Below are 22,404 nucleotides of genomic sequence, written 5' to 3'. Positions count from 1 at the left end.
TATCCTTTTGCGCCCCGGATTGACCTGGCGCATAGGCCATAATTTTTGCCATGACCATTCCATCCCGTTCCGATTCCCCGCAGCCGCGCTACGTGCGCGTGCTGTCCATTGCCGGCTCCGACAGTGGTGGTGGCGCGGGCATCCAGGCCGACCTCAAGACGTTCAGCGCCCTGGGCTGCTACGGCATGACCGCCATCACCGCCATCACCGCCCAGAACACGCTGGGCGTGACGGGCATCCATGGGGTGCCGCCCGACATGCTGCGCGCCCAGATCGATGCCGTGGCGCAGGACATCGGCGTGGACGCGGTCAAGATCGGCATGCTGGCGTCGCCCGAGGTGGTGCGCGTGGTGGCGCAGGCCATCCGCACCCACCGCCTTCCCCATGTGGTGCTCGATCCGGTCATGGTGGCCACCAGCGGCGACCGGCTGATCGCCAGCGAGACCGTGCAGGTGCTGGTGAACGAGCTATTTCCGCTGGCGGAGGTGGTCACGCCCAACCTCGACGAAGCGGCCCTGCTGCTGGGCCGCGCGATCGACGGCATTGGCGCCCTCGAAGACGCAGCCCAGGATCTGCTGGGCCTGGGCGCGCCCGCCGTGCTGCTCAAGGGCGGGCACCTGAAGGGTGAGCGCGTGGTGGACCTGCTGGCCACGCAGGCGGGCCAGCGCAAGCGCCTCGAAAGCGCCCGCATCGCCACCCACAACGGCCACGGCACGGGCTGCACGCTGTCGTCCGCCATGGCCGCGTTTCTGGCGCAGGGGCATGCCCTGCCGCAGGCCGTGGAAAAGGCCCGCGCCTATATCCTGGGGGCCATTGCGGCTGGCGCCGACGTGCACACCGGCCAGGGCCACGGGCCGCTGAACCACGGCTATGCGCCGGTGGCGCAGGTGGTGTTGCGGGTTTGATGGCACCAGTGCCTGATAGGCAAGCGCTGGTGGTCACAGTGCCAGCAGCTCGGCCCAGATGCATGTCGAGCATGCCGCCACGGAAAACCGCGTGCAGCCGGCTCTGCAATGTCTTCCAAGTTCAGACCTGTTGCAAGACCGTTGGCAATCATTGCCGACCACCAGGGGGTGGATATCCTCTGTTTCTGCGGGGCTTGGGAAGTCTGGCCGGGCTTCCACCGCAACGGAAAAATCCGCGCAGTCAGTTCCCCGCGACCCCGAGCAGCTTCTGCAACCTCTCGCTGCTCGTGGTGTATTCAAGCGGCAGCTTGTGCCCTGCCAGCCACTCGGCCGCGCCGAAGGCGGCGAGGGTGGCTTCGTGGAAGCCGCTCAGAATGAGCTTGCGCTTGCCGGGGTAGGTGATGGCGTCGCCCACGGCGTGGATGCCGGGCGTGTTGGTGGCCAAGGTGGCAGGGTCCACCACGAGCTGCTTGCGCTCCAGCTGCAGGCCCCATTCGGCAATCGGCCCCAGGCGCGGCACCAGGCCCAGGCGCACGAGCAGCAGGTCCAGGGGCAGGTGCAGTGGCGTGCCCTCGGGGGTGGTCAGCTCCAGCGCCGCAAGGCGTCCTTGTTCTTCCACAATGCCGCTGGCCACGCCGATGGCGACCTCGATGCGGCCTGCCGCGCGCAGGGCCTGCAGTTGGTCCAGCAGGGCGGACGGGGCGTCGAACACGTCGCGGCGGTGCTGCAGCGTGGTGCGGGCCGGGCGCAAGGCCTCGGGGGCGGTGGCGCAGGTGATGGCCTGCTGCACGGCGGGTTCGTCGCCGCCGTGCACCACCACGCGCTGGCCGGCGAGGTGGGTGCCTTCATCGAGGCGGTAGCGCAGCTGGCCGCCCTCGTAGGCCTCCAGGCCGGGCAGCTTGAGCGTGCGCGGCACGAACGCACCTACGCCGCTGGCGATGAACACGGTGCGGGCCTGCAGCTGCGTGCCTTGCGCGGTGCCCACAAGAAAGCCGCCCTCCGGCTGCGCCTGCAGCGTGCTCACCTGCTGGCCGAGGTGGAAGGTGGGAGCGAAGGGCGCGATCTGCGCGCGCAGGCGCTGCACCAGTTCGTGTCCGGTGCAGGCCTTGATGCCGGGAATGTCATAGAGGGGTTTGTCGCCGTACAGCTCGGCGCACTGGCCGCCGGGGTGGGGCAGTGCATCGATGACATGGGCCCGCAGGCCCTGCAGGCCGAGCTGGAACACCTGGAAAAGCCCAACGGGCCCAGCGCCGATGACGATGGCGTCGGTGCAGGGCATTCCCGAACTCAATGAACCAGGGAGCCCATGCAACAGGCCTCGCCAAGACCCGGGCCGCCGTGCAAGGGCTGCCCCGTCGCACTGGCTGTGTTCCCCTTACCGCGCGCAGCGCGAGAGAAGGGGGAAGGCGCGCAGCGCCACAGGGCGGTGGGCATTATTTCACCAGGTCCTTGACCTTGCCGGGCTTGCCATTCCACTCGTCCGCATCGGGCAGGGCGGGCTTGCGCTTGGTGATGCTCTTCCAGCCGTCGGCAAAGGCCAGGTCGGCGTTGAGCTTGATGAAGGCGATCTGGTCTGCCGGCAGGTCCTCTTCGGCAAAGATGGCGTTGGCCGGGCACTCGGGGATGCACACGGCGCAGTCGATGCACTCGTCGGGGTCGATGACGAGCATGTTCGGGCCTTCGCGGAAGCAGTCCACGGGGCACACGTCCACACAATCGGTGTACTTGCACTTGATGCAGTTTTCGGAAACGACGTGGGTCATGGCAGGAGTTGTGTGGGTCGGTGGAAACCCTCGATTTTAAAAGCTTTCACCGACGAGATTGAAGGTGCCCTGAAATCAGTGTGGATTCAGGGCATGGAGACATATCAATTGACCAGGACGGCGCCGGCAGTTTTGTGGCTGGCCGTGTCCACCAGGATCAGCGATCCCAGGATGCGGGCTTGGCCGAACGCAGCGGCCGGAATGGCCTCCTGCAGCACGAGCTGGACATGGCCAATGGCATTGGGGTCCAGCTGCGTGCTGGGCTCTTCGGCCAGCGTGTTGATGTTGAGCTTGTGCACCACGGCTTTCACCTTGGCCTTGACCCAGCGGTGGCCGTGCAGGGCCCAGTACACGCGGCCTGCCACCAGGGGCTCGTCGTCCATCCAGGCCACGGTGGTGTGCAGCTCGCGGCTGGCGGGCCAGGCAGGCGTTGCGGCGGGTGTGTCGCCGAAGTCGTCTTCGGTGGCCGGAGCGGCAGCTGCCGTGGGGGCAGCCAGGATCCAGTCGCCACGCGAGACATCCACCTCGCGGTCGAGGATGATGCCGGCGCTGGTGCCTGCGGGCACGTCCTGGGGGCGGCGGGCGTGGTCCAGCACCTGGGCCACAGTGGCCAGCTGGCCGCTCGGGAAGATCTGTACGGCGGCGCCGGGTGCAAAACTGCCTGCGGCCACACGGCCCCAGAACACGCGGCGGCCCTGCGAAGTGTCGGAGGACGACGAGAACTTCTCGACCCACTGCACCGGGAAGGCCAGGGGCAGCGCTGTGTCGGCGGGGGTGTTGGGCAGTTCCTCGAGCACCTGGAGCAGGGTGGGGCCGTCATAGCCGCACCAACCGGCATGGGCGTCCACCACGTTCCAGCCCTTCAGGGCCGAGACGGGCACCGTGGCGCGCACGGTGATGCCCGCTGCCTGCGCAAAGGCCTGCAGCGCGCCCTGGATGTGCTTCCAGGCGAGCGCCGGATCTTCCACCGCATCGAGCTTGTTCACGGCGAACACCAGCGAATGCACGCGCAGCAGGTGCGCCAGCAGACTGTGGCGGCGCGTCTGCGGCAACAGCTGCAGGCCGGGGTTCTGCCAGTCGAGCTTGGTGGCGTCCACCAGCACCACGGCGGCGTCGGCGCTGCTGGCGGCCGTGACCATGTTGCGCGTGTACTGCTCATGGCCCGGCGCGTCGCCGATGATGAACTTGCGCGCTTCGGTGGCGAAATAGCGGTAGGCCACGTCGATGGTGATGCCCTGTTCGCGCTCGGCGCTGAGGCCGTCGGTCAGCAGGGCCAGGTCGGTCTCGCCCTGGCGTTGCACGCCGGCCAGGTGGTCCTGCAGCACGGCCTTGCTGTCCACCAGCAGGCGGCCGATCAGCGTGCTCTTGCCGTCGTCCACGCTGCCGCAGGTGATGAACTTCAGCGCGGAAATATGGTCGTTTCTGACTGAGGCGCCTGCCACTACAGAGGTTTCAGCTATCAAATTAGTAGTCATCAGAAATACCCGTCTTTCTTGCGCTTTTCCATCGAAGCGTCGCTCGTCTTGTCGTCCATGCGCGTGGCGCCGCGCTCGCTCACGTCGGCGGCCAGGGTCTCGATGACGATATCGGCCGGTGTGGCGGCGGTGCTCTCTACCGGTGCGGTGCAGGTGATGTCGCCCACGGTGCGAAAGCGCACGTCGCGTGTCTCCACCACTTCACCGTCGCGCGGCGGGGTCAGCTCGGTCACGGGCATCAAGAGGCCCTTGCGGTCCACCACCGGGCGCTTGTGGGTGTAGTAGATGCTGGGCAGGCCGATCTGTTCGCGGTCGATGTATTGCCACACGTCCAGCTCGGTCCAGTTGCTGATGGGGAACACGCGGAAGTGCTCATTGGGCTGCAGACGCGTGTTGAACAGCGTCCACAGTTCGGGGCGCTGGGCCTTGGGCTGCCACTGGCCGAAGCTGTCGCGGTGGCTGAAGATGCGCTCCTTGGCGCGGGCCTTTTCCTCGTCGCGGCGGGCGCCGCCGATCAGCGCGTCGAAGCGGAATTCCTCGATCGCTTCCAGCAGCGTGACGGACTGGTGCACGTTGCGCGATTCGCCGGGGTGGGCCAGCCGCACGGTGCCGCGCGCCATCGAATCCTCGACGCTGCGCACGATGAGGTCGGCGCCCAGTTCTTTTGCGCGGAAGTCGCGGAAGTCCGTGACCTCGGGGAAGTTGTGGCCCGTGTCGATCATGAGCAGCGGGTAAGGAATGCGGCCTGTGCCAAAGGCTTTTTCGGCGCACTTGAGCATGACCAGCGAATCCTTGCCGCCCGAGAACAGCAGGGCAGGGCGCTCGAAGGCGGCGGCGACTTCGCGCAGGATGAAGATGGTTTCTTCTTCCAGGGCGTCGAGATGCGAGTTGTTGAGGTGGTAGCTCATGGGGCTGTTTGCGTTCTTCTGCAGCAGCGCAGCGTCTGTGCGGGCGTTCATGGTCGGCTCCGTGGCGGATCAGTGGGCAATGTGCAGGCCGCACTCGCGGTTGTCTTCACCCTTGGTCGGGTCCACGTAATCGAAGTTGTTGGGCAGGCCGTGCTTCACGCAGTATTCGTGCAGGTCCCTGGACGACCAGTGCAGCAGCGGTGCCACCTTGATCAGGCCGTCGGGATTGATGCTCACCGGTTCCATCTGCGCGCGCACGGCGGTGTCGGTGGCGCGCAGCGCGGTGAACCACACCCTGGGTGCGGTCTCGCGCAGGGCGCGGGTGAAGGGTTCGAGCTTGACCTCTTCGGTGAAGGCGGCGTGGCGCGGGTCGTCGAGCGCGGGTGTGGGGCCTTCCACGGCTTCGCGGTGCGCGCGCGAGCGGCGCGGCAGGTAAATCTGCAGGTTCAGGCCGAGCTGCTTCGTCACCGCATCGGCAAAGCGGTAGGTAGCCTCGGTGTTGTAGCCGTTGTCCATCCAGACCACCGGCACATCGGGCTGCACGCGCGTGACGAGGTGCAGGATCACCGCCTCGAACGGGCGGAAGTTGGTAGTGACGATGGAAGACTGGCCCAGGCCCAGCGCCCAGGCCACCAGGCCGGGGGCATCGTGGCCGAGTGTGGCATTGACCTGCGCGAGGTCGATGCTGCTGTTCACGGAAGCGCTCATGCCGCCTCCCGTGCAAACAGGGGGCGCGGTTCGTTCACATCGCCCTGGTAGAAACCGCCAAAACGCGCGAACTGGCGCTCGGCGGCAGCGGCGTCCACACCCTCGGCCAGCACGGCGCTGCTGAAACCACTGCGGTGCATGTGCACCAGCTGGTCGATCAGCACATCGCCCGTGGCGCGGATGTCGCCGGCGAATTGGTAGCGCCGGCGCAGCAGCAATGCCTGGCTGTAGGCGCGGCCGTCGGTGAACTTGGGGAACTGCAGCTCGATGCGCTGCACGCCTTCGAGGGCACCGCTGGCTGCCAGGTCGGCCAGGTCGGCGTCGTTGGGGATTTGCAAGGTTTTCTCGGCTTCAGCGCCCGTTGGTAAAGCGCCAGCAGCTATTATTTTCATGGTCATCAATCGCTCTCAGTCTTGTTCTGCCAGGGCTTCCTGGTCGGCCTTGGGGTGGCGCGCGGCGTTGGCGGCCTGCTTGAAGGGCTCGTGGCCAATGCGGCGCAGCGCGTCGATGAACAGCTCGCCGGGCTTGCGCAGCGCGCGGAAGGTGGCGAGCAGGGCCTCGATCACGTCGGGCACTTCGGCGGCCGTGAACGAGGGGCCGACGACCTTGCCGCCAATCGCGGGGCCGGACAGCGTGGTGCCGTCGGAGCCGCCCAGCGTGATCTGGTACCACTCCTTGCCGTCCTTGTCGACGCCCAGGATGCCGATGTGGCCGCTGTGGTGGTGACCGCAGCTGTTGATGCAGCCGCTCATGTGCAGGTCGATGGGGCCGAGGTCGAACAGCTCGTCCAGGTCCTGGTAGCGCTCGGTGACGGCCGCGCCGATGTGCAGCGAGCGTGCATTGGCCAGCGAGCAGAAATCACCGCCGGGGCAGATGATCATGTCGGTCAGCAGGCCGATGTTGGGCTGCGCCAGGCCCAGTGCGCGCGCCGCGTCGTACAGCGCGGGCAGGTCGCTTTCATGCACCCAGGGCAGCATCAGGTTCTGCTCGTGCGTCAGGCGCGCCTCTGCGGCGCTGAACTGCTCGGCCAGTTGCGCCAGGGCTTCCAGCGTGGCGGCGTCGGCGTCGCCGGTGGCAAAGCCAGGGCGCTTGAACGACAGGGTGACGGTCTTGAGGCCCGGCAGCCGGTGGCCGCGCACGTTTTGCTGCAGCCAGCGCTGGTACAGCTGGCCCTGCGTGTTGACCTTGGATGGCAGGTTGGCGGCCTGCAGTGCGGGCACCACGAAATTGGCGGTCACCCGGTCGAGTTCGGCCTGCGTGATGGTGTGGGGCGCGCCATCGAGTTCGACGATGTCCCTGTATTCCTTCTCCACCGCGTCGATGAAGTTCTGGCCTTCGCTCTTGACGAGGATCTTGATGCGCGCCTTCCACTTGTTGTCGCGCCGGCCGTAGCTGTTGTAGGTGCGCACCACGGCCTCGATGTAGTTGAGCAACTGGTCCCAGGGCAGAAACTCGCGCACCACGCTGCCGATGATGGGCGTGCGGCCCATGCCGCCGCCCACTTTCACCGTGAACCCTGTGCGGCCGTCCTCGGCGCGGCGCGCCTGCAGGCCGATGTCGTACCAGCCGGTGGCGGCGCGGTCTTCTTCTGCACCATTGAAGGCGATCTTGAACTTGCGTGGCAGGTAGCTGAACTCGGGGTGCAGCGAGCTCCACTGGCGCGTGATTTCGGCAAACGGTCGGGTATCGACGATGCTGTCTTCGGCGATGCCTTCGAGCGCGTCGCAGGTGATGTTGCGGATGTCGTTGCCGCTGGTCTGGATGCCGTGCATGCTCACGCTGGCCAGCAGGTCCATCACATCGGCGGCGCGGGTGATGGGAATCCAGTTGAACTGCACATTGGTGCGCGTGGTGAAGTGCCCATAGCCATAGCGCAGCGGCGCTGCCGGCAGCGTGGTGCCGGGCTGCGCGTCCTGCAACGCGTCCTGCGTGGCCTGGGCATGCGCCAGCAACTCCGGCGCGGGTTGATCGTACTCGCGCGCAATGTGGGCCAGCGTGCGCAGCTGCGTGCTGCTGATTTCGCCGTAGGGCACGGCAATGCGCGCCATGGGGGCGTAGCGCTGGATGTACCAGCCGTTTTGCAGGCGCAGCGGCAAAAGTTGTTCGTCGGTCAGTTCGCCGCGCTGCCAGCGTTCGATCTGGTCGCGGAACTGCTCGGCGCGCAGTTTGACGAATTGCTTGTCGAATGAGGTGTATTGGTACATGGGGCAACGAGCCTCTTAAATCAAAACGAGTTTGGCGCCCGCCCAGGCGAGCAGCACGGAAAGGGCCGAGCGGATGAGGCGCTCGGGGGTGCGTGAAACCAGGCGTGAGCCCAGCCAGATGCCGGGCAGCGAGCCGGCCAGCAATTGCGCCAGCAGCGGCCAGTCGACCGAGCCCAGCGACGCATGGCCCAGGCCCGCCACCAGCGTGAGCGGCACGGCGTAGGCGATGTCGGCGGCGATGATACGCGGCAGCGGCAGGTGCGGAAACACCAGCAGCAGAACGGTGACGCCGATGGCGCCGGCGCCCACCGAAGTGAAGGTGACCAGCGTGCCGATGACGGCGCCCAGCAGCACCGGCAGGCTCCAGTGGCGGGGCTCTGCGGCATTGGCTGCGTTGGCGCGGCGCGCGGCCAGTTCGGCAGCCTGGCGCTGGGCCGAGAACACCAGCACCTTGTAGGCGGTGGCCGCGGCCGTGAGCAGCAGGGCAATGCCCAGCGTGCTGGTCATGAGGTGCTGCGCCTGCGCCGTGGCCGGCCCCATGCGGTGCAGCAGCCACAACGCAGCCAGTGCTGCCGGAATGCTGCCTGCGCACAGCAGGCCCACCACGCGCCAGGGCACCAGGCGCTGGCGCGCCATGCTCACGGTGCCACCCATCTTGGTGAAAGCCGCGAACAGCAGGTCGGTGCCAATGGCCAGGTGGGGTTTCACGCCAAAGAAGAAGATCAGCACGGGCGTCATCAGCGAGCCGCCGCCCACACCGGTCAGGCCCACGATGAGCCCGACGGCAAAGCCCGCAAAAACAAACGCGAAATCATGCATGGCTGCGACTGTAGAGGCGCAGCTTATGAAAACAAACGATTGTTTCGTGCTGCCCTTATGCGAATAAGCTTATGCACGAGCTGTGGCGCGGGTTGCGAGGGTTTGATGCTGCCGCTGGCCTTGTTCTTTCTCCGGCCCGGGCCAGCAGCCTCCGTGCATGTGCCGCCCTGCCTGAGCGGGCGTGATGGCGCTTGAAGAGCTGGCCCGCCTTTGGCGGCTCCAGGGAGGCGCGCAGCACCCTGTTCACTTCTCCAGCCGCTCCGTGCCCATGGCGCGTGCCAGGCGTGCATCCAGCGGCAGCGGCTCTGCATTCAACAGCGCGGCCAGCAGCTCGCCGCACAGCACGGCCCGCGTGAGCCCGCGTGCCCCCATGGCGGTGCAAACCCACAGGCCGGGCAGGGATTGCGCATCGACAGGGCCGACGATGGGCAGGCGGTCGGTCGAGGTGCAGCGCACGCTGGCCCAGGCGCGCACGGCTGCGGCATCCGAGGGCGATGTGCCGGCAAACGCCGCCTGCAGCGTGGGTGCCGCGCCGGGCAGCAATTCCTGCAAGCGCCGCCAGTTGGTGGCATGAGCCGAAGCCGCTTCTGCGGGAGTCAGCGGCAGGGCGTCCACATCCCGTTCAAAGGTGGAACCCATGTGCCAGGCAAGGCCCACCTCTCGCGGAACATGGGCGACCAGTCCGCCATTTCCGTTGACCGGAAAAGGGGGCAGGGCAGTGGCACCCGGGTCTTGCAAGCCCCACGACAACTGGCCACGCACGGACTGCAGCGCCAGGGCGGGCGCCGAAGAGGCCGCGAGCAACGCATTGCAGGCAGGGCCTGCAGCCAGCACCACGCATTCAGCCTCGGCAATGGCGTGGCCGTGCTCATCCAGTGCCTGCCACTGCCCCGTGGCGCAGCCGTTGGTCCCGGGGCTGCGCTGCAGGCGCGCTACCGGCGTGCGGGGGCACCACTCGATGCCGGGCTGCGCCAACAATGCGCGGACCAGGCGGGCGGGTTGCACCCAGCCCGCTTTCGCATGCCAGCAGGCGGGGGTGTCTTGTGCCAGGCCGGCGGCTTGCAGAATGGGCGCACTGGCGGCCCGGCTCCAGTCGGCACCCGGGCCTTGTTCCCAGCCTTCGGGCAGGCCCAGGTTCAGCTCGGGCCGGCGTTCCAGCACGCCGCAAGGATTCCAGTCCACACCCTGCTGCAACAGCGCCTTCGACTGTTGCAGCATGGCGCGCACGCCACTGCGCGACACGCGCGAGAAAACATTGTCGTCCGGCGACAGATGGGGGGCGAACAGGCCCACCGGCAGTCCGGAAGCCCCCGCTGCCGGAGCATCCCCCATGTCCAGCACCTGCACCTGCCAGCCGCGCCGCGCCAGGCTGGCTGCCGTGGCGGCACCCGCCAGGCCTGCGCCAATCACCATGCAGCGGGCTGGTGCCGTGTGCACGGGGTGGGCAGGGGCGGTGCGCGAAGTGCGCGGCTCCCACCGCGGATCGAAGGTGGCTTGCAGGTTGTCGCGCTTGGGCGGCACACCCGGCACCTTCTCCACATTGAAGCCGCATTGCGTGAGGGCGTCGCACACCGAGCGCGCAAGGGTCCAGGTGGCCAGGCGCGTGCCCCGGCGGCAACAGCGCGCCACGGCCTTGAGCGTATGCAGGTTCCAGAGATCCGGATTGCGCTGGGGGCTGAATCCGTCCAGATAGACCGAATCCACGGTCCATTCCTGCTGGCGCAGCACCGTTTGCGCGTCACCGACGCACAGCGTGAGCAGCACGCGCCCGCCATCAAACGTGAGACGGTGCACGCCGGGCAACAGTCCCCAGAACTGGTCGTGCAGTTCCTGGGCCAAGGGCGCAAGTGCCGGATGGGCCGAGGCAGCGCGCAGCAGATCAGCGGCACCGATGGGCCAAGCCTCCGTCGAGATGAAGTGCAGCAGGCGCGGACGCTGTGCATCGGCACGCCATGCCGCCCAGGTGACCAGAAAATTCAGCCCGAAGCCGAACCCGGTTTCGAGAATGCGCCACTGGGCCTGCCCGGCCCAGGCCGCAGGTAGCCCGCAGCCGTGCAGGAAAACCTGGCGCGCCTGTTCCGGTCCACCGTTTTCACTGTGGTACCGGTCGCTGAAGCGGGGGCTGAACGGGGTGCCGTCCGGGAGCCAGTCAATGGGTTCGGACATGGGGCGGTATGAAAAAAGACGCAGGAGCCAGGTGGCGCGCAGGCCAAGGCCTGACCGCGACCGTCACCCGATGACTGTTGAAAGTGAAATCACTGATGCAGCGCTGCACTCCGTTACGCGCTGGGCGGGACATAGCCCGCCGCGGCGTCTGCGCCGCCGCCAAAGAAATGATTCTCCATTTGCCGGGCCAGGTACTGGCGGGCGCGGGCATCGGCCAGGTTCAGGCGGTTTTCGTTGACCAGCATGGTCTGGTGCTTGATCCAGTCGGCCCAGGCCTGCTTGCTGACGTTTTCCCAGATGCGCTTGCCCAGTTCGCCGGGGTAGGGAGGGAAGTCGAGGCCTTCGGCTTCCTTGCCGAGCTTGATGCATTGAACGGTGCGTGCCATGGGGTTTCCTTGTGTTGGGGTGAGCACACAGTGCTCGCTAAGATGTTTTGGATATAAAAAACTGAAATCTTGGTTGTTCCAGTTTTGAAGAGGGCCTTCCAGAATGCGTTGCATTGGTGTTTCGCGCCGCAACCCATTCCCAAAAGAGGCCTTTCATGAACTTTCGCCGCAACTTTATCAAGTTTCCTTTCGCTGCCGCCCTCGTGGGCGGTTTGGCCCTGGCGGCATTGCCGTCGTTTGCACAGTCTGTGACGCTGCTCAATGTGTCGTACGACCCCACCCGCGAACTGTATGTGGAGTTCAACCAGGCTTTCGCCAGGCACTGGAAGGCCAGGAGCGGCCAGGACGTGACCATTCAGCAAAGCCATGGTGGTTCGGGCAAGCAGGCGCGCTCGATCATCGACGGGCTGGAGGCCGACGTGGCCACCCTGGCCCTGGCCGGTGACACCGACGCGTTGCACGCCAACGGTGGCTGGATTCCGAAAGACTGGCAAAAGCGCCTGCCGCACAACAGCTCGCCCTACACCTCCACCATCGTGCTGGTGGTGCGCCAGGGCAACCCCAAGGGCATCAAGGACTGGGACGACCTTGTCAAGCCCGGCATCCGCGTGATCACGCCCAACCCCAAGACCTCGGGGGGCGCACGCTGGAACTACCTGGCCGCCTGGGAATTCGCCAAGCGCAAGTACGGCGGCGATGCCAAGGCCAAGGACTTCGTGGCCAGGCTCTACGGGAACGTGCCCGTGCTGGACACCGGCGCGCGCGGCTCCACCATCACCTTTGCCCAGCGCAACCAGGGCGACGTGCTGATCGCCTGGGAAAACGAGGCCTACCTGCTCGAAAAGGAATTCGGCGCCAGGTTCGACGTGATCGCGCCCTCGATTTCCATTCTTGCCGAGCCCGCCGTCACCGTGGTGGACAAGAACGTGGACAAGAAAGGCACGCGCGCCGTGGCCGAGGAATACCTCAAGTTCCTCTACACCGAAGAGGGCCAGGACATCGCGGGCAAGCATTTCTACCGCCCGGCCATTTCCGACAAAGCCAAGGCCAAGTACGCCAGGCAGTTCCCCAGGCTGAACCTGTTCACCATCGATGCCGCCTTTGGCGGCTGGGACAAGGCGGCCAGGGACCACTTTGCCGACAACGCGAGCTTTGACCAGATCTATGCGCGGAAATAAGGGGCGGATGTGCATGCAACTACAGCACGCACAAGAAGCTATTCAATATGCAGCTTTTGCCGGCTTGGCTCAGCGCCTGGACTCTGGCGGGCTGGCGGTTGAACGCTGGGGGGCGAACAGATCCCAGCTGGCAATGAACAGTGCGGCAATCGCGGGACCGATGACAAACCCGGTCAGCCCGAAAAGGGCCATGCCGCCCAGCGTGGAGATCAGCACCACATAATCGGGCATCTTGGTGTCCTTGCCCACCAGGATCGGGCGCAGGATGTTGTCCACCAGGCCGATCACCCCCACGCCATAGAGGGCCAGCACCACGCCCTGCACCACGGCGCCGGTGGCCAGGAAATACAAGGCCACGGGCCCCCAGACCAGTCCTGCGCCCACGGCGGGCAGCAGCGACAAAAATGCCATGGCCACGCCCCAGAGTACGGGGGCCTGGATCCCCAGAATCCAGAAAATCAGGCCACCCAGTGCCCCTTGCGACGCTGCCACGACGATGTTCCCCTTCACGGTGGCCCGGATCACGGTGGTGAACTTGTGGGCCAGCTGGCGCTTGTGCTCGGTGCCGAGCGGCGTGGCTTGGCTGATGCGCGCCGCCAGTACCGCGCCGTCGCGCAGCAGAAAGAACAGCAGGTACAGCATCACGCCAAAGCCCACCACGAATTCCAGGGTGTTCTGCCCGACGCTGAGCGCCTGGGTTGCAAAGAACTGGCTGGCCTGCACCGCCACGGACGACAGTTTTTGCTGCAGTTCGCCCAGGGTCGTGAGGTTGAAACGCTCCAGCAGGCCGGTGGCCCAGGCGGGCATGGCGGCCAGGATCTGCTGCAGGTACTGGCCAAAGTTCAGCTGGCCTGATTTGAGGCGATCGTAGATGGCGGTGGCTTCCTGGACCAGGGTCACGGTGATCAGGGTCATGGGCAAGATGACGATCACCAGGCACAGCGACAAGGTGGCAAGGGCTGCCAGATTGGGGCTCTTGGGCATGCGCCGCAGCAGTTTGCGGTGCAGGGGCGCAAACAGGATCGCCAGCACCACCCCCCAGAACACGGCGCCATGAAACGGCCACAGGATGGCGCCGAAGGCGAGCGTGACCAGGGTCAGGAGAATCAGGAACACGCGGTTCTCGAAGGGGGAGGGTGGCATGGGCGTCGGCTGGCAGATGGAATGCCCGCAATGTACGCGAGTGCATGATGCCCGCCTGGCGCTGGCCCCGGGGGCGGCAAAATCCCAGGATTCCTTGGCAGGACCGGTTGGCGGTTCGGTGGCACAATACGCCCCGTACCAAAGGCCCTTCCCCAGCCACAGTCGCATCCGCCAATCGGTCCAGCCGTGTCGCGGAAGGTTTCTCAACCAGCTAATGCTTCCCCAAGGGAAGCGGAGGTCAGCGGAATATGAGCGATACGACATCCGTCTATCAAGCCTACCAAGGCAATACCTACCTCTTCGGCGGCAATGCGCCCTATGTCGAAGAGATGTACGAAAACTATCTTGCCAACCCCGGCAGCGTGCCCGACACGTGGCGCGAGTATTTTGATGCGCTGCAGCATGTGCCGGCCGTCGATGGCTCCAACGCCCGTGACGTTCCCCACCTGCCCGTGATCAACGCCTTTGCCGAGCGCGCAAAGCAGGGTGGCACCAAGGTGGTGGTGGCCAGTGCCGACGCCGAAATGGGCCGCAAGCGCACCGCCGTGCAGCAGCTGATCGCCGCCTACCGCAACGTGGGCCAGCGCTGGGCCGATCTGGACCCCCTGAAGCGCACCGAGCGCCCCGCCATTCCCGAGCTGGAGCCATCGTTCTACGGCTTCACCGATGCCGACCAGGAAACGGTGTTCGACACCAGCAATACCTTCTTCGGCAAGGACAAGATGCCGCTGCGCGAACTGCTCAACGCGCTGCATGAAACCTACTGCGGCACCATCGGCGCAGAGTACATGTACACCACCGACCAGGCGCAAAAGCGCTGGTGGCAGCAAAAGCTGGAAGGCATCCGCAGCAAGCCCCAGTTCAACGCCGACCGCAAACGCCACATCCTCGACCGCCTGACGGCCGCCGAGGGGCTGGAGCGCTTTTTGCACACCAAGTACGTCGGCCAGAAGCGCTTCTCGCTGGAAGGCGGCGAAAGCTTCATCGCTTCGATGGACGAGCTGATCCAGTCGGCCGGCGCCAAGGGCGTGCAGGAAATCGTGATCGGCATGGCCCACCGCGGCCGCCTGAACGTGCTGGTGAACTCGCTGGGCAAGATGCCCAAGGACCTGTTTGCCGAGTTCGACCACACGGCCCCTGAAGAGCTGCCGGCTGGCGACGTGAAGTACCACCAGGGTTTCAGCTCGGATGTGTCCACCGCAGGCGGCCCGGTGCACCTGTCGCTGGCCTTCAACCCCTCGCACCTCGAAATCGTGAACCCCGTGGTCGAAGGCTCGGTGCGCGCCCGCATGGACCGCCGCGACGACCCCAAGGGCAGCCAGGTGCTGCCCGTGCTGGTGCACGGTGACTCGGCCTTTGGCGGCCAGGGCGTGAACCAGGAAACCCTGGCGCTGGCCCAGACCCGTGGCTACACCACCGGCGGCACGGTGCACATCATCATCAACAACCAGATCGGTTTCACCACGTCCGATCCGCGCGACATGCGCTCGACCGTGTACTGCACCGACATCGTCAAGATGGTCGAGGCCCCCGTGCTGCACGTGAACGGAGACGACCCCGAAGCCGTGGTGCTGGCCACCCAGCTGGCGCTGGAGTTCCGCATGGAGTTCCGCCAGGACGTGGTGGTGGACATCACCTGCTTTCGCAAGCTGGGCCACAACGAGCAGGACACCCCTGCACTGACCCAGCCGCTGATGTACAAGAAAATTGCCCAGCACCCCGGCACGCGCAAGCTGTACGCCGACAAGCTGGCCGCCCAGGGCATGGGCGCCACGCTGGGCGACGACATGGTCAAGGCCTACCGCGCCGCCATGGATGCCGGCAAGCACACCATCGATCCGGTGCTGACCAACTTCAAGAGCAAGTACGCGGTGGACTGGTCGCCCTTCCTGGGCAAGAAGTGGACCGACGCCGGCGACACCGCCATTCCGCTGACCGAATGGAAGCGGCTGGCCGAAAAGCTCACCACCATTCCGGACAGCGTGGCGCCACACCAGCTGGTCAAGAAGGTGTATGACGACCGCGCCGCCATGGGCCGTGGCGAGGTCAATGTGGACTGGGGCATGGGCGAGAGCATGGCTTTTGCCTCGCTCGTGGCCAGCGGCTACCCGGTGCGCCTGTCGGGCGAGGACTCGGGCCGTGGCACCTTCACGCACCGCCACGCCGTGATCCACGACCAGAACCGCGAGAAGTGGGATACCGGCACCTATGTGCCACTGCAGAACGTGGCCGAGAACCAGGCACCGTTCGTCGTGATCGACTCCATCCTGTCCGAAGAGGCCGTGCTGGGCTTCGAGTATGGCTACGCCGGTTCCGACCCCAACACGCTCGTCATCTGGGAAGCGCAGTTCGGCGACTTCGCCAACGGCGCGCAGGTGGTGATCGACCAGTTCATCGCCTCGGGCGAGGTGAAGTGGGGCCGTGCCAACGGCCTGACGCTGATGCTGCCCCACGGCTATGAAGGCCAGGGCCCCGAGCACAGCTCGGCACGCCTGGAGCGTTTCATGCAGCTGGCCGCCGACGCCAACATGCAGATCGTGCAGCCCACCACGGCCAGCCAGATCTTCCATGTGCTGCGCCGCCAGATGGTGCGTGACCTGCGCAAGCCGCTGGTCATCATGACGCCCAAGTCGCTGCTGCGCAACAAGGATGCCACCTCGCCCCTGTCCGAATTCACCAAGGGCAGCTTCCAGACGGTGATCCCCGAGCAGAACGACGCCATCGACAAGAAGGCCGACAAGGTCAAGCGCGTGATCGCCTGCTCTGGCAAGGTGTACTACGACCTGGTGAAGAAACGCACCGAGAACGAAGTGACCGACGTGGCCATCATCCGTGTCGAGCAGCTGTACCCGTTCCCGCACAAGGCCTTTGCTGCTGCGCTCAAGAAGTATCCGAACGCCACCGACATCGTCTGGTGCCAGGACGAGCCGCAGAACCAGGGCGCCTGGTTCTTCATCCAGCACAACATCCACGAGAACATGCTCGATGGCCAGAAGCTGGGCTACTCGGGCCGCGCAGCGTCCGCTTCGCCGGCCGTGGGTTATTCGCACCTGCACCAGGAACAGCAAAAGGCGCTGGTCGAAGGCGCGTTTGCCAAGCTCAAGGGTTTTGTCCTGACCAAGTAAGGCCGGCAACCCCTCTCCAGAACAAAACCCATTCCGAAAGAACTGATATGGCTATCGTAGAAGTCAAAGTACCGCAACTGTCCGAATCCGTGGCCGAGGCCACCATGCTGACCTGGAAGAAAAAGGCCGGCGAGGCCGTGGCCGTGGACGAAATCCTGATCGAGATCGAAACCGACAAGGTCGTGCTGGAAGTGCCCGCACCGGCCGCCGGCGTGCTGGCGGAAATCGTCCAGGGCGACGGCGCCACCGTGGTGGCCGAACAGCTGATCGCCAGGATCGACACCGAAGGCAAGGCCGGCGCAGCCGCTCCTGCTGCTGCAGCGCCCGCCGCAGCAGCGGCACCTGCCGCCGCAGTGGCCGTGGCCGCTGCGGCGACCGGTGGCTCGAAGGCCGACGTGGCCATGCCTGCCGCCGCCAAGCTGCTGGCCGACAACAACCTGTCGGTGTCGGCTGTGGCGGGCACGGGCAAGGACGGCCGCGTGACCAAGGGCGACGTGCTGGCCGCCGTGGCCGGTGGCGTGAAGTCGACGGCCGCCGTGATCCCCACGGGCGTGCCCACCAAGGCGCTGGCGCAGGTCGCGGCACCTTCGTCCGCGCTGAACCTGGGCGACCGCCCCGAGCAGCGCGTGCCCATGAGCCGCCTGCGCGCCCGCGTGGCCGAGCGTCTGCTGCAGTCGCAGTCCACCAACGCCATCCTGACCACGTTCAACGAAGTCAACATGGCGCCCGTGATGGAGCTGCGCAAGAAGTTCCAGGACCAGTTCACCAAGGAACACGGCACCAAGCTGGGCTTCATGTCGTTCTTCGTGAAGGCCGCCGTGCATGCGCTCAAGAAATACCCGGTGCTGAACGCGTCGGTGGATGGCAATGACATCGTGTACCACGGCTATTTCGACATCGGTATCGCCGTGGGCTCGCCCCGTGGCCTGGTGGTGCCCATCCTGCGCAACGCCGACCAGATGAGCTTTGCCGACATCGAGAAGAAGATCGCCGAATTCGGCAAGAAGGCGGGCGAAGGCAAGCTGGGCATCGAGGAAATGACCGGCGGCACGTTCTCCATCTCGAATGGCGGCACCTTCGGCTCGATGATGTCCACCCCCATCATCAACCCGCCGCAGTCGGCCATCCTGGGCGTGCATGCCACCAAGGACCGCGCCATGGTCGAAAACGGCCAGGTCGTGGTGCGCCCGATGAACTACCTGGCGATGTCGTATGACCACCGCATCATTGACGGCCGCGAAGCCGTGCTGGGCCTGGTGGCCATGAAGGATGCGCTGGAAGATCCTTCGCGCCTGCTGTTCGACATCTAAGTCCTGCAATGCATCGACCCACCCGCGCGGACCGTTTTGCGGTCCGGCCCGCCGGTGGGTTTTTCACCAACTGACTGAGTGAGATTTTTCATGAGCAAACAATTTGACGTCGTCGTGATCGGCGGCGGCCCTGGTGGCTACATCGCTGCCATCCGTGCAGCGCAGCTGGGCATGAACGTGGCCTGCATCGACGAATGGAAGAACGCTGCGGGTGGCCCGGCCCCCGGCGGCACCTGCACCAACGTGGGCTGCATCCCCTCGAAGGCGCTGCTGCAGTCGTCCGAGCATTTCGAGCACGCCAACAAGCACTTTGCCGACCACGGTATCACCGCCACCGGCGTGAAGATGGACGTGGCAAAGATGGTGGCCCGCAAGGACAGCGTGGTCAAGCAGAACAACGACGGCATCCTGTACCTGTTCAAGAAGAACAAGGTCAGCTTCTTCCATGGCCGTGGCTCGTTCGTGAAGGCGGCCGAGGGCGGCGGCTACGAGATCAAGGTGGCCGGCGCTACCGAAGAGACCCTGTTCGGCAAGCAGATCATCGTTGCCACCGGCTCCAACGCGCGTGCGTTGCCCGGCGCGGAATTTGATGAAGTGAACATCCTGTCCAACGACGGTGCGCTGCGCATTGGCGCGGTGCCCAAGAAGCTGGCCCTGATCGGTTCGGGCGTGATCGGCCTGGAGATGGGTTCGGTCTGGCGCCGCCTGGGTGCGGAAGTGACCGTGCTGGAAGGCCTGCCCACCTTCCTGGGGGCCGTGGACGAACAGATCGCCAAGGAAGCCAAGAAGGCTTTTGACAAGCAGGGGCTGAAGATCGAGCTCGGCGTGAAAGTCGGCGAGATCAAGAACAGCAAGAAGGGCGTCAGCATCGCCTACACCAACAGCAAAGGTGAAGCCCAGACCCTCGATGCGGACAAGCTCATCATCTCGATTGGCCGCGTTCCCAACACCATTGGCCTGAATGCCGAAGCCGTGGGCCTGCAACTCGACGAGCGCGGCGCCATCGCTGTGGACGGCGACTGCAAGACCAACCTGCCGGGCGTGTGGGCCGTGGGCGACGTGGTGCGGGGTCCCATGCTGGCGCACAAGGCCGAAGAAGAAGGCGTGGCCGTGGCCGAGCGCATGGCAGGCCAGCACGGCCATGTCAACTTCAACACCATTCCCTGGGTGATCTACACCAGCCCCGAGATCGCCTGGGTGGGCCGCACCGAGCAGCAGCTCAAGGCCGATGGCGTGAAGTACAAGGCCGGCACCTTCCCGTTCCTGGCCAATGGCCGCGCACGCGCGCTGGGCGACACGACGGGCATGGTCAAGTTCCTGGCCGATGCCACCACGGACGAAATCCTGGGTGTGCACATGGTCGGTCCACAGGTCAGCGAACTGATCTCCGAAGCTGTGGTGGCCATGGAGTTCAAGGCCAGCGCAGAAGATATTGCCCGCATCTGCCACGCGCACCCGTCCTTGAGCGAAGCCACCAAGGAAGCCGCCCTGGCAGTGGACAAGCGCACGCTGAACTTCTGATTGTTTTGCGTCAAATCGGCTGCTAGCGTTTATTTATAAAGCGCTAGCAGCTATTTATTTTATAGCTGCATAGTTGCTGGGCAATTTCAACGTGACTGTCAAACAGACCTATCTCGCAGAACTTGCCGCGAAAGGCTTTCAGAGCGACCCGGCGCAATTGCGTGCGGTGGATGCCTTGCAGCGTTGCGCCCGCGACTGGGCTGCGTACAAGTCGCGCCGCTCCAACGCCCTCAAGAAGATCGTCAACCACCCCGAGGTGCCGCGTGGCGTTTACATGTATGGCGGGGTGGGGCGTGGCAAGAGCTTCCTCATGGATTGCTTTTTCAATGCCGTGCCGCTCAAGCGCAAGGTGCGCCTGCATTTTCACGAGTTCATGCGCGAGGTGCACCGCGAGCTGGCGGCCCTGCAGGGCACGCAGAACCCGCTGGATGTGCTGGGCCGGCGTATCGCCAAGCGCTACAAGCTGATCTGCTTCGATGAGTTTCACGTTGCCGACATCACCGATGCGATGATTTTGCACCGCTTGCTGGTGGCGCTGTTTGACAACGGGGTAGGCTTCGTCACCACCTCCAACTTCAGGCCCGATGAGCTCTATCCCGATGGCTTGCACCGCGACCGCATCCTGCCGGCCATTGCACTGCTGAACGAAAAGCTGGAGGTGGTGAACGTGGACAACGGCACCGACTACCGGCGCCGCACGCTGGAGCAGGTGAAGCTCTATCACACGCCCCTGGGCCCGCAGGCAGATGCCGAGATGAACGCTGCCTTCGATCAGCTGGCCGAAGTGCATGACGAAGACCCGGTGCTGCACATTGAGGCGCGCGAGATCCTGGCGCGGCGCAAGGCGGGGGGCGTGGTGTGGTTTGACTTCAGGACGCTGTGTGGTGGCCCCCGTTCGCAGAACGATTACCTGGAGATCGCCACCCAATTCCACACGGTGTTGCTGTCGGATGTGCCTTATATGCCGGTCAACATGGCGTCGCCTGCGCGGCGCTTTACCTGGCTGGTGGACGTGCTGTATGACCGGCGGGTCAAGCTCATTTTGTCGGCCGCCGTGCCACCAGAGCAGCTCTACACCGATGGGCCGCTGGCACACGAGTTTCCGCGCACGGTGTCTCGGCTCCACGAGATGCAGTCCAAGGAATTTCTGGCGCTGGAGCGCCGCACTGTTGACACGGGACTGACGTAATGAAAAACGCTTGGGCAATCTGGGGTGTTGTTTGTGCGATGGCTGGGCCTGCCTTGGCGCAACCGTTGGCATCTGCGCCGCCGCAAGGCCGCCACAGTGCCGAGCAGGCGCAGCGGCAGGCCGAGCGCGACCGAATCCTCCAGGAGCGCCAGGTCATCGTGGCGACCCGCAAGCGTCAGGAGGCCGCGTGCTATCGCCGGTTTGTGGTGGAAGACTGCCTGCGGGACGCGCGGACCGAGGCGCGCAATGCCGAGCTTGAACTGCGCGCGCGCGAGTTGCAGCTCAACGACGCGGAGCGCAAGGAAAAGGCCGCAGAGCGGCTGCGTTCGATTGAAGAAAAGCAGCGCGTGGCGCCAGACCGCTCGCAACCCCAGGGCGCGGCCCGTGGGGCGGGGCGTCCTGCCACCGGTGTGGAAGATTTGCGCACGCAGCACCAACGCGAGGCGCAACAAAGGGCGCAGCAGCAGCGCAGCCGCCAGGAGTCCCATGCTGCCAGCAAGGAGCAGCGCGCCACGCAAAGCGCCGAACGCGCAGCCGCCGCGAGCGTGCGCCACGCTGAAAATGTGAAATCGGCGCAGGAGCGGCGCGAACGACTGCAGAAAATGCAGGCCGAAGCGGCCGCCGCGGGGCGCAAGCCGGCTGCACCCTTGCCTGCTTCTTCAGGGCTTCCGTCCGCGCAGCCCTGAGCGTGGGACGCTGATGGCTTGCACGCGCCAGGCGCGTGCGATCGGGCGCTGTGCGCTTCAGGCGTTTCCGGCGGACAGTGGGACCAGTCGCCCGATCTTCCTTTCTTCGACCAGGGTCTCGATCTTCACAATGACCAGCGACAGGTTGTCGCCGCCGCCGCGTGCGCGGGAGCGCGCCTTGTCGATCAGGAATTCGGTGGCCTCGCGCGGCGACAGCGAATCCACCACCGAGGCCAGTTCGGTGGGGGAAAAGTAGTGCCATACGCCATCGCTGCAGGCGAGCAGGACATCGCCCGGGCGCACTTGCTGGATGGTGTGGGTGGTGATGGGCGGGTCGCTCTCGGTGCCCAGGCAGCCCACCAGAATGTTGGAGTGCGGATGGATGTTGGCCTCGGCCTCGGTCAGCTCGCCGCGATCGACCAGGGCCTGAACATACGAGTGGTCACTCGTGCGAAAGGTCAGCCTGGCCCCTTCAAAGTGGTAGATGCGCGAATCGCCTGCATGGACCCAGTGGCAGTCACCGCGGGGGTTGATCAGGAAAGCCGCAATCGTGCTGTGCGGTTCCTGCTCGGATGAAATGGCCGTGAGGCGGATGACGATGTGGGCCTCTTCCACCATGTTCTTGAGCATGGCGGCAGGGTCGTCGGTTTCCGGCGAGTAGCGTTCGAACAGCTGGCGTGCCGTCATCATCACCTGGTCGGAGGCCTTGCGCCCGCCACTGCGCCCGCCCATGCCATCGGCAACCACACCGAGCACGCATCCGTTGTAGCGGTCGTGCGAGATCAGGGCCACCTGGTCTTGCTGGTATTCGCGGTCACCCTTGTGGATGCCGGTCGATGCGATGAGGCGGAACGCTTTGGTCATGCTGGTGATTGTGGGGGGCGGCGGCGCAAATACCCATCGGAGAGGCGTGTCGGA

19 protein-coding genes are annotated in these 22,404 nt (G+C 65.5%); 7 read left to right on the top strand and 12 right to left on the bottom strand.

The window, feature by feature from the left end; all coding sequences use genetic code 11:
• Positions 1–50 precede the first annotated feature (50 nt).
• Positions 51–905 carry a bifunctional hydroxymethylpyrimidine kinase/phosphomethylpyrimidine kinase gene (thiD, locus tag AC1RDS_RS17585; protein WP_348684070.1) on the top strand — a complete coding sequence of 285 codons (855 nt, stop codon included), beginning with the start codon at positions 51–53 and terminating at the stop codon, positions 903–905.
• A gap of 241 nt (positions 906–1,146) precedes the next feature.
• Here the strand turns inward: thiD and AC1RDS_RS17580 are convergent, their stop codons facing one another.
• The 10 genes from AC1RDS_RS17580 to AC1RDS_RS17535 form a co-directional block, all read right to left on the bottom strand.
• Entirely contained in the window at positions 1,147–2,184 is a 1,038-nt protein-coding gene (locus AC1RDS_RS17580) for an NAD(P)/FAD-dependent oxidoreductase (protein WP_348684072.1), read from the bottom strand.
• 154 nt (positions 2,185–2,338) lie between these two features.
• Positions 2,339–2,668, bottom strand: a complete 330-nt coding sequence (fdxA, locus tag AC1RDS_RS17575) for a ferredoxin FdxA (RefSeq protein ID WP_026436096.1) — start codon at positions 2,666–2,668, stop codon at positions 2,339–2,341.
• 104 nt (positions 2,669–2,772) lie between these two features.
• Entirely contained in the window at positions 2,773–4,143 is a 1,371-nt protein-coding gene (locus AC1RDS_RS17570; protein WP_348684074.1) for a sulfate adenylyltransferase subunit 1, read from the bottom strand.
• On the bottom strand, positions 4,143–5,102 hold the full coding sequence (gene cysD / locus AC1RDS_RS17565; RefSeq protein ID WP_348684076.1) for a sulfate adenylyltransferase subunit CysD: 960 nt from the start codon (positions 5,100–5,102) through the stop codon (positions 4,143–4,145). The genes AC1RDS_RS17570 and cysD overlap by 1 nt, the downstream gene beginning before the upstream one ends.
• Before the next feature lie 18 nt (positions 5,103–5,120).
• A complete protein-coding gene (locus AC1RDS_RS17560) occupies positions 5,121–5,759 on the bottom strand; it encodes a phosphoadenosine phosphosulfate reductase domain-containing protein (RefSeq protein ID WP_026436093.1) in 639 nt (212 codons plus the stop codon).
• Positions 5,756–6,151: a DUF934 domain-containing protein gene (locus AC1RDS_RS17555; protein WP_348684099.1), complete on the bottom strand. Its 396-nt coding sequence runs from the start codon at positions 6,149–6,151 to the stop codon at positions 5,756–5,758. The genes AC1RDS_RS17560 and AC1RDS_RS17555 overlap by 4 nt, the downstream gene beginning before the upstream one ends.
• 15 nt (positions 6,152–6,166) lie before the next feature.
• Positions 6,167–7,963 (bottom strand): nitrite/sulfite reductase, encoded by a 1,797-nt coding sequence (locus AC1RDS_RS17550; protein WP_348684078.1) that lies wholly within the window; start codon positions 7,961–7,963, stop codon positions 6,167–6,169.
• A gap of 15 nt (positions 7,964–7,978) precedes the next feature.
• Entirely contained in the window at positions 7,979–8,782 is an 804-nt protein-coding gene (locus AC1RDS_RS17545) for a sulfite exporter TauE/SafE family protein (protein WP_092696682.1), read from the bottom strand.
• A 243-nt stretch (positions 8,783–9,025) separates the two neighbouring features.
• Positions 9,026–10,948 carry a bifunctional tRNA (5-methylaminomethyl-2-thiouridine)(34)-methyltransferase MnmC2/FAD-dependent 5-carboxymethylaminomethyl-2-thiouridine(34) oxidoreductase MnmC1 gene (gene mnmC, locus AC1RDS_RS17540; RefSeq protein WP_348684080.1) on the bottom strand — a complete coding sequence of 641 codons (1,923 nt, stop codon included), beginning with the start codon at positions 10,946–10,948 and terminating at the stop codon, positions 9,026–9,028.
• Between the two features lie 113 nt (positions 10,949–11,061).
• Positions 11,062–11,334: an oxidative damage protection protein gene (locus AC1RDS_RS17535; protein ID WP_005799545.1), complete on the bottom strand. Its 273-nt coding sequence runs from the start codon at positions 11,332–11,334 to the stop codon at positions 11,062–11,064.
• A 155-nt stretch (positions 11,335–11,489) separates the two neighbouring features.
• On the opposite strand from AC1RDS_RS17535, the gene AC1RDS_RS17530 reads away from it, so the two are divergent.
• A complete protein-coding gene (locus tag AC1RDS_RS17530) occupies positions 11,490–12,512 on the top strand; it encodes a sulfate ABC transporter substrate-binding protein (RefSeq protein WP_287877349.1) in 1,023 nt (340 codons plus the stop codon).
• Positions 12,513–12,581: 69 nt separating this feature from the next.
• Here the strand turns inward: AC1RDS_RS17530 and AC1RDS_RS17525 are convergent, their stop codons facing one another.
• Positions 12,582–13,655: an AI-2E family transporter gene (locus AC1RDS_RS17525; protein WP_092696685.1), complete on the bottom strand. Its 1,074-nt coding sequence runs from the start codon at positions 13,653–13,655 to the stop codon at positions 12,582–12,584.
• A 248-nt stretch (positions 13,656–13,903) separates the two neighbouring features.
• Here AC1RDS_RS17525 and AC1RDS_RS17520 point away from each other — a divergent pair, with 248 nt between their 5' ends.
• The 5 genes from AC1RDS_RS17520 to AC1RDS_RS17500 all read left to right on the top strand — a co-directional run bounded on the left by AC1RDS_RS17520 (position 13,904) and on the right by AC1RDS_RS17500 (position 21,486).
• Entirely contained in the window at positions 13,904–16,780 is a 2,877-nt protein-coding gene (locus AC1RDS_RS17520; protein ID WP_092696686.1) for a 2-oxoglutarate dehydrogenase E1 component, read from the top strand.
• 47 nt (positions 16,781–16,827) lie between these two features.
• A complete protein-coding gene (gene odhB, locus AC1RDS_RS17515) occupies positions 16,828–18,090 on the top strand; it encodes a 2-oxoglutarate dehydrogenase complex dihydrolipoyllysine-residue succinyltransferase (RefSeq protein ID WP_092696687.1) in 1,263 nt (420 codons plus the stop codon).
• 90 nt (positions 18,091–18,180) lie between these two features.
• Positions 18,181–19,611, top strand: a complete 1,431-nt coding sequence (gene lpdA / locus AC1RDS_RS17510; RefSeq protein ID WP_348684083.1) for a dihydrolipoyl dehydrogenase — start codon at positions 18,181–18,183, stop codon at positions 19,609–19,611.
• 91 nt (positions 19,612–19,702) lie between these two features.
• The gene (gene zapE / locus AC1RDS_RS17505) at positions 19,703–20,800 is read left to right on the top strand and encodes a cell division protein ZapE (protein WP_092696745.1); all 1,098 of its coding nucleotides are present in this window, start codon (positions 19,703–19,705) and stop codon (positions 20,798–20,800) included.
• A 65-nt stretch (positions 20,801–20,865) separates the two neighbouring features.
• Positions 20,866–21,486: a hypothetical protein gene (locus AC1RDS_RS17500; protein WP_287877342.1), complete on the top strand. Its 621-nt coding sequence runs from the start codon at positions 20,866–20,868 to the stop codon at positions 21,484–21,486.
• Between the two features lie 57 nt (positions 21,487–21,543).
• On the opposite strand, the gene AC1RDS_RS17495 is transcribed toward AC1RDS_RS17500, so the two are convergent.
• Positions 21,544–22,350: a PP2C family protein-serine/threonine phosphatase gene (locus AC1RDS_RS17495; RefSeq protein ID WP_092696690.1), complete on the bottom strand. Its 807-nt coding sequence runs from the start codon at positions 22,348–22,350 to the stop codon at positions 21,544–21,546.
• Between the last annotated feature and the right edge of the window lie 54 nt (positions 22,351–22,404).

It is taken from the genome of Acidovorax sp. GW823-FHT02H02 (genome assembly GCF_058797075.1).
This window is presented reverse-complemented; position numbering and strand designations above follow the sequence as displayed.